The organism is Pseudomonas sp. RW407 (genome assembly GCF_003176655.1).
GTDB classification, from domain to species: domain Bacteria; phylum Pseudomonadota; class Gammaproteobacteria; order Pseudomonadales; family Pseudomonadaceae; genus Pseudomonas; species Pseudomonas delhiensis.
Genome location: NZ_QGSL01000088.1, coordinates 561,243 through 568,771, shown reverse-complemented (window position 1 = coordinate 568,771; position 7,529 = coordinate 561,243). Strand labels below are relative to the sequence as shown.

The 7,529-nt window shown below is 69.0% G+C and carries 5 protein-coding genes and 1 pseudogene; all 6 read right to left on the bottom strand.

What is annotated here, in order from left to right; all coding sequences use genetic code 11:
• Positions 1–190: pseudogene (locus DK254_RS09125) on the bottom strand (AlgP family protein); the annotation flags it as partial.
• A 2-nt stretch (positions 191–192) separates the two neighbouring features.
• On the bottom strand, positions 193–906 hold the full coding sequence (locus DK254_RS09120; RefSeq protein WP_109933524.1) for a ferritin: 714 nt from the start codon (positions 904–906) through the stop codon (positions 193–195).
• Complete coding sequence (locus DK254_RS09115; protein WP_256595837.1) at positions 893–1,195, bottom strand: hypothetical protein; 303 nt, start codon at positions 1,193–1,195, stop codon at positions 893–895. Before DK254_RS09115 ends, DK254_RS09120 begins: the two co-directional genes overlap by 14 nt.
• Before the next feature lie 677 nt (positions 1,196–1,872).
• Positions 1,873–3,204, bottom strand: a complete 1,332-nt coding sequence (locus DK254_RS09110; RefSeq protein ID WP_109933522.1) for an OprD family porin — start codon at positions 3,202–3,204, stop codon at positions 1,873–1,875.
• 284 nt (positions 3,205–3,488) lie between these two features.
• Positions 3,489–6,146, bottom strand: coding sequence for an EAL domain-containing protein (locus tag DK254_RS09105; protein WP_158546414.1), 2,658 nt, complete (start codon positions 6,144–6,146; stop codon positions 3,489–3,491).
• A 256-nt stretch (positions 6,147–6,402) separates the two neighbouring features.
• Entirely contained in the window at positions 6,403–7,437 is a 1,035-nt protein-coding gene (locus DK254_RS09100; protein WP_109933520.1) for a LacI family DNA-binding transcriptional regulator, read from the bottom strand.
• Positions 7,438–7,529 lie beyond the last annotated feature (92 nt).

Here is a 7,529-nt window from a genome sequence, read left to right as displayed (position 1 = left end):
GGGTTTTCTTCGCCGCGGCGGCCTTGTTCGCGGCAGGCCGGCGCGCTGCCTTGGGCACCACGACGGGCGCCGGCGCAGGTTCGGCTGCCGGTGGCTCTTCGGCGGCTTTCGTCGCCTTGCCACGGCGGATCAGGCGCAGGGCGACGGCCCCGGCCACTACCCCGGCCGCAAAGGAAATCAGTGGCTGCATGGTCAGTTCTCCTCTTCAGGATGTGCAGGGCGTGCAGGACGTGCGCGCTTGTGTTTCCACAGGTAGACCCCGCCACCGCCGACGGCCACGCCGGCTAGCAACACCGGGTTGACCCGCCGCAGCAGCGGCCCGGCCAGGCCCAGCAGGCCACCCTGGCCGCTGAGGTGGGCAATCAGGTATTCGGTGAAATCGGAAATCGGGCCATGGCTGGCGTAGGCCTCCTGTGGCGGAACGCCCTTGCCGGCGTGGTAGCGCTCCTGGTCGAAGGCGTCGATGGCCGCCTCGCGGAACGCCGCCAGGTGGTTGGCGGAGGCGGTGGCCTGCAGGTCGAGGAACACCCGGCGCACCTCGGGCTGGCGCACGTGGGCCAGCAGGTAGTCGTAGAGGCGGACGTTGGCGCTCTCGCCCATCACCGCGCGCATACAGTTGGCCAGCCAGGTCGGCTCGATGGCGGTCTCCGCCGGGAAGGGGTCCAGCGGCCGGGGGATGCCGAAGCGCGCGGCCAGGGCCGACAGCGCCTGGATGTGCCGCTCCTGGTCCCGCAGCACGTCGGGAAACGGCGGCCGCTCGCCGAAGGCCTCCACCACCCGGGCGTAGAAACTGCGCGCGGCGTATTCGTCGTACAGGGCGATGCGCACCGCCTGGTGCAGCAGCGGGAAGGGCGCGGCGGGCTGCAGTTGGCGCCCGCGCAGGATCGGCTCGTCATAGTTGCGCATCGACGATCTCCCGGTAGCTGTCGAGCAGGATGCCTTCCAGGATGCGCGCCGCGGGCGAGCGCTGGCCGGCCAGGAGATCGGCCCAGGCCTGCTCGGGGATGACCAGCGGGTCGTATTCCACGGCGCAGGAGCGCGCCAGCGGGTTGAGCCGCAGCGAGCGCACGCCGGGCGCGCGGGCGGCGATTTCCGAGGCCTTGTGCAGCACGCCGCGCGCCGGCAGGCGGGGGCTGGAAGGCAATTCCAGGTCCACCAGCTTCAGGCGTATGCGGCCGGGAATGTGGTGAACCACGCGGACCTTCGGCAGAAGCGCGAGGAGCGTTTCGAACCCGACCATCCCGATACCTCCCTCAAAGGCGGCTCGAAAATTCCCGAAGACAGTCGGAGATCGCTCTCGAACGATTCGGAAGGGGCTGATCGACAATTCGATGGCGTTTCGAATTGGCCGACCCTCATGGCTCAAGCTAGTTCGGTGCAAATGAGTCGCAATTGACCGCGATCAAATAAGCAGCGAGCCGGCCGGGATTTCGGATGTAAGGGGGCCAAGCCCGCAGGAGATGCGTGTCCGGGGTGGCGTAGGGCGAATAACCGTTCGCGGTTATCCGCCGTCGGCCGGGATGCCGGTGTCCGGGAATGGTGGCGGATAACGCCGTAGGCGTTATGCGCCCTACGGGGATGACGTGGTGCAGGAGCGGGACGGTGTTCTTCTCGGGCAAAAAAAACCGCTCCTGGCGGAGCGGCTGGAAGGACGTTGAATTGAGCAATCACGATTTAAATCAACGTCAGGAGCAGGATCCGGGAGAGCCGCCGGGCGGCTGCCGAATCGGATGTCCGCTACGTTAACGGACAGGGCGGTGTCGGATAAATTCCCTGGGAGGGGAAACACCTTCTGCGAATACGTAACAATCTGCGGGGAACTTTCGGGAAGCTGCTGCGATTGCTCGCGCAACCTCCCGAAGACCGGGCGCGTCAGAGGATCGACAGCGGGTAGTCGACGATCAGCCGCAGTTCGTTGTTGTCGGCCTCGGCCTGGTCGGCGTTGCCGCGGTGGAAGGCCTGGCGCAGGCGCAAGGACAGGTCCTTGGCCGGGCCGGACTGGACCACGTACTTGGCTTCCACGTCGGTCTCGTGGTGGCTGCCGTCGCTGCCGTAGCCGTAGTCGCGGTACGGGCTGTCGCTGGCCATGTGCTCGCCGTCGATGTTGGTGCCGTTGATGTAGCGGGCCATGAAGCTCAGGCCGGGTACGCCGTAGGTGTCCATCGCCAGGTCGTAGCGCGCCTGCCAGCTGCGCTCGCCCGGGCCGTTGAAGTCGGAGTACTGCACCGAGTTGGCCAGGAAGATGGAGTCGCCGGCGCCGCCGGCGCCGTTGTCGCCGAAGCCCACGTAGTCGAACGGGGTGTCGCCCTGCACCTTCTGGAAGGCCAGGGTCAGGGTGTGCGCCTGGAGGAAGGAGTAGGCGGTGGCGAACGACCAGGCGGTGTTGTCGATGCGGCCGGCCTTGGCCTGGCCGTAGTCGTTGGTGCGGTAGATGTTGAAGTCGAAGCCCAGCGACTGGTCGCCGCCCAGCGCCAGGGTGTAGTTGGCGTTGCCGTAGTACTGGCGCCAGATGTCTTCCAGCTCGGCGGCGTAGAGCGACACGCTCAGGTCCGGGGTGATGGCGTAGCGGCCGCCGACGAAGTCGGCGCTGTCGGCCTCGACGTTGGCGTAGGTGGCCCAGATGCCGCCGGTGTGGCTGGTGGTCACCGGGCCGGTGGCGGCGGTGTAGTGGCCGGCTTCCAGGTCCAGGCCCTGCAGCTCGCTGCTCATCAGGGCGAAGCCCTTGGCGGTCTGCGGCATCAGGCGGGTGCCGCCGGCGGCGAAGACCGGGGCGGTGGGCTGCATGTCGCCGAATTTCAGCTCGGTTTTGGAGACGCGCACCTTCAGCGCGCCGCCGGCCTTGCCGTAGTCGTCTTCCGGGTTGCCGTGGCGGTCCACCGGCAGGTTGCCGGTGCCGGCGGTGCCGGAGCCACCGTCGAGCTTGATGCCCAGGTAGCCGTAGGCGTCGACGCCGAAGCCGACGGTGCCCTGGGTGTAGCCGGAGCTGTAGGTGGCGAAGATGCCCTGGGTCCAGTCGCGCTGGTCGCTGTAGCCGTTCTTGCCGTCATGGTCGTAGTAGAAGTTGCGCAACAGCAGGTCGAGGTGGCTGTCCTCGAGGAAGCCCTTGGCGTCGGCCTGGTCGCTGACGAAGGGTTCGGCATGGGCCAGTTGCATGGCGGCGGTGGAAACGGCGAGCACGAGCATGCTGCGTTTGAGGTGCTTCATGGAGTTGCCCCTTGAGTCTTGGAGTGCCGGCCAGTGGTAAGCGTGATGGCCAGCTTTTCTTGTAGGCAGGAACAAATGTTCAGCCATGCGTAACAGTCATGGCCGAGCGAATGTATGTTTCTGTAGTGGAAGTACTTCCGCGCCCCGCTCTATTCCCCTGGCGGAGTGGGGACATGATGCCGGATCGAAGGGCTATTTGAATCCGGATATAGGCAAAGGTCTTTTAACAAAAATGTAATAGTGGTAGCGCACTACTGCATCGAGGCAAGGACCGAGGACCGGTCTCAACCCAGGCCGAAGACTTCCAGTTGCCGCCGCAGGCGCCAGTCCATCACCTGGGCGGCGCCCATCGGGCGGCCGAAGTGGTAGCCCTGGGCGATGTCGCAGCCCAGCCGCGCCAGGGCGGCGGCCGTGGCAGCGTCCTCGACGCCCTCGGCCACCACCTGCATGCCGAAGTTGTGGCCCAGGGCGATGGTCGACTGCACGATCATGGCGTCGGAGAAGTTGTCGGCCATGCCGGAGACGAAGGTGCGGTCGATCTTCAGCACCTGCACCGGCAGGCGCTTGAGGTAGGCCAGGGACGAGTAGCCGGTGCCGAAGTCGTCGATCGACAGCGTCACCCCCAGGTCGCGGATCGCCTGCAGGCTGCGCAGGGCCAGCTCCGGGTCTTCCAGCAGGGTGCCTTCGGTGACTTCCAGCTCGACCATGGAGCCGGCGATGCCGTGGCGCGCCAGCAGGCCCTGCAGCTCGCTGACGAAGTGCGGGTTGCGCAGGTTGTTGGCGCTGATGTTCACCGCCATGCAGGTTTCCAGGCCGTGCTCGCTCCAGGCCCGCAGCTGGCGCAGGGCCTCGTCCAGCACCCAGCGGGTGAGCGGGTGGATCAGCTCGGTGGACTCGGCCATGGGGATGAATTCGCCGGGCGGGATCATGCCGCGCTCGGGGTGCTGCCAGCGCAGCAGGGCCTCGAAGCCGACCACCTGGCCGTCGGCCAGGCGCACCTTGGGCTGGTAGTGCAGCTGCAGCCCGCCCTCGCGGATCGCCCGCCCCAGCCAGGTGTGCAGGGCCAGGCGCTCGGGGGTGTAGGTGTCGTCGCAGCGCTGGTACAGGAGGAAGTCGCGGCGGCCGTGCTTGGCCTGGTACATGGCGATGTCGGCGCAGCGCAGCAGGTCGCCGGGGGTGTCGCCGTGGTCGGGGTAGAGGGCCACGCCGATGCTGGCCGACAGCTCCAGCTGGATGCCGCCGGCGGACAGCGGCTGGCGCAGGATGCGCGCGATGCCCTGGCACAACCCCGGCACGCCGCCCTCGTCGTCCAGGGCGCAGCTGACCACCGCCATCTCGTCGCCGCCCAGGCGGGCGATCTCCGCCTCCTGGGTCCGCAGCCAGGCGCCCAGGCGCGCGCCGACCTGCTGCAGGACGCTGTCGCCGTGCTGGTGGCCGAGGGTGTCGTTGACCTCCTTGAAGCGGTTCATGTCCAGCAGCAGGATGCCGAAGCGCCCGTCGCCGCGGGCGATGCGCTGCTCGATGTGGCGGCCGAGCCAGTAGCGGTTGGGCAGGCCGGTGAGCGAGTCGTGGTTGGCCAGGTACTCCTGCTCGGCGAGGTAGCGCTTGCGTTCGGTGATGTCGTGCAGCACCAGCAGCAACAGGGTGTTCTGCTGCCAGCTGAAGCGCGTGGCGTGCGCCTCGCAGTCGAACGGCAGGTAGGTGTCGCGGCGCAGGAACTGCCACTCGCTGTCCACCTCGTGCAGCTCGCCGCTGAGCAGGCCCTCGAGGTTGGCGCGGCTGGCGACCAGCGACAGGCGCCCGTCCGGCTGGCGCTCCGGCGACAGTTCCGAGGGCAGCAGGCCGACCAGGCGGTCCGGCGTGTCGACGCCGAACATGCGCGCGGCGCACTCGTTGGCGGCGCGCACCCGGCCGTCCACGCCGATCAGCAGCACGCCGTCGTTGATGTTGGTGAACAGCTGGCGATAGAAGCGGCCGTTCTGGCTGATCTCGCCGATCAACCGGCGCAGCTGCCAGGCCGACAGGCCCAGGGCCAGGGCGCAGATGGCCAGCAGCACCGCGCTGAAGCCGGCGCGCTTGAGCCAGGGCAGCAGGTAGCTGGCCGAGGCCTGGCCGACCACGGCGTGGATCGGGAAGCTCGCCGAGGGCGCGTCGGCGAACAGCGACGGCTCGCCGGTGATGCCCAGGCCCTCGACCAGGGCGAAGTCCGGGCGGCCCAGGCGCGGGAACAGCGGCGACCACTCCGGCAGGCGCCGGCCGATCATGTTCAGGGCGTCGGGGGTGCGGTAGAGCACGGTGCCGAAGTTGTCGATCATGCCGGCGTTCATCTGCTCGGCCAGGCCCAGGCGGCGCAGCAGGTCGCCGACGCGGGCGGTGTCGATCAGCGCGCCGACGCGCTGGGTGCGGCCGTCGGCGCCGCGCTGGCCGACGTACATCGGCAACAGGAAGCCGCCATTGGGGCCGCGCAGCGTGTGGCCGAAGGCCGGGCGCTCGCTGGCCGGCAGGTCGCCCAGGGCGAGCAGCGGGCGCAGGTGTTCCTCGGCCGGCTGGCCGTGGCCGTCCACGGCGTAGAGGTGGCCGTCGCGCAGGACGAACAGGTAGGCCGACACCGGGTCGTAGCGCATCGCCTGCGCCAGCTTCGCGCGCACCTGCCGGGCATCGGCGACCTCGGCCAGGCCCTGCAGGTCCTCCGACACCGCGTAGATGCTGCCGTAGCTCTGCAGCAGCAGCGCGCTGATGTAGCCCTCCAGGGAACGGGCCAGGGCGGACAGGTTCTGCCGCACCTGGTCGGTGCTGCTGCGGTAGTCGCGGTACACGCTCCAGCCGCTCAGCCCGACCAGCAGGGTGAGCACCAGCAGCACGCCGGCATAGAAGAGCACGCCGATGCGCTGTCGGCGCGAGCCTCCCCGGGCGTGGGTGAAGACATCGAAGTTGCTGGTCATGTAGATCCGTCTGTGACTGCAGCGGGAGTATCGAACCCGGTTATGGCATCTAGCCACCATCCAATCAACCATCGGCCGGGTACCCGATGCTTATCGGCAGACCGGCGGTATTCCCCAGTACCGGCCGTCGAACGATGGGCGAGGCGCTCTGCGATGCGCCCGGCCGGCCGGCCGGCCACGGAGCAAGGCGACCGCCGGGCCCGGAAAACGAAGCGCGGCGGCCGCGGACGCCGCGAGATCGGCAGAAATACCCTCGTCAGCTGCTCTCGCGCACCATCAGCTCGAAGCCCAGGTCCTGCACCGGCTCGGCGATCGGCCGCCCGGCGATCAGCGCCAGCAGGGTCTCGGCGGCACGCCGGCCGATGGCCTCGCGCGGGGTACGGATGCTGGACAGGCGCGGCACCATGTAGGCCGAGCTGGGCAGGTCGTTGAAGCCGACCACGGCGATCTGCTCCGGCACTTCGATGCCCTGGCGCAGCGCCTCCAGCAGGGCGCCCTGGGCCAGGTCGTCGTTGCCGAAGAAGATGCCCTCGACGTCCGGCTGCGCGGCCAGCAGCTGGCGGAACAGCTCGCCGCCCAGGCCCACCGAGGACGGCCGCGGGGTCAGCAGCTCCAGCGCCGGGTCGTAGCAGCCGGCCTTCTGCAGGGCGCGGCGGAAGCCCTCGCCACGCAGCAGGGTGCGCTGGTCCAGCTGCGCGCCGACATAGGCCAGGCGCTTGCGGCCGCCGGCCAGCAGGTGCTCGGCGGCGGCCATGCCGGCGGCGATCTGCGAGAAGCCCACGCAGTGCAGGCCGGGGCTGTGGTCCAGGTCCATCATGTAGACGCAGGGCACGCCGCTGGCCTCGACCATCCGTCGGGCGCTCTCGGTGCGCTCGAAGCCGGTGAGCAGCAGGCCGCGCGGCTGGTAGGCCAGGTAGTTGCGGATCAGGTCTTCCTCCTCGTCGCGCGAGTAGTGGAAGTTGCCGATCAGCACCTCCAGGCCCTGGGGCCGCAGCACGCCGTGGATGGCTTCGAGGGTGTCGACGAACAGCTGGTTGGACAGCGACGGCACCAGCACCACCACGCTGTGGCTCTGCGCCGAGGCCAGCGCCCGCGCCGCGGGGTTGGCCACGTAGCCCAGCTCGGCGGCGGCCTCGCGCACCTTCAGCACCAGCGCCTCGGCGACGCTGCTGACGCCGCGCAGGGCGCGGGAGGCGGTGATGGGGCTGACGCCGGCGCGCTGCGCCACTTCGTTCAGGGTGGGGCGGCCGCTGGCGCGGGAGTGCTTGTCGTTCTTCTTCGGGGAGGGCATCGGCTGGCTTGCCAAACGAAAATCGAGGCACTAAGGTAGCGCTGTCTCGCGAGCCCGGCAATTGCCTGAAAGCCCCGGATCGCGCTACGGCG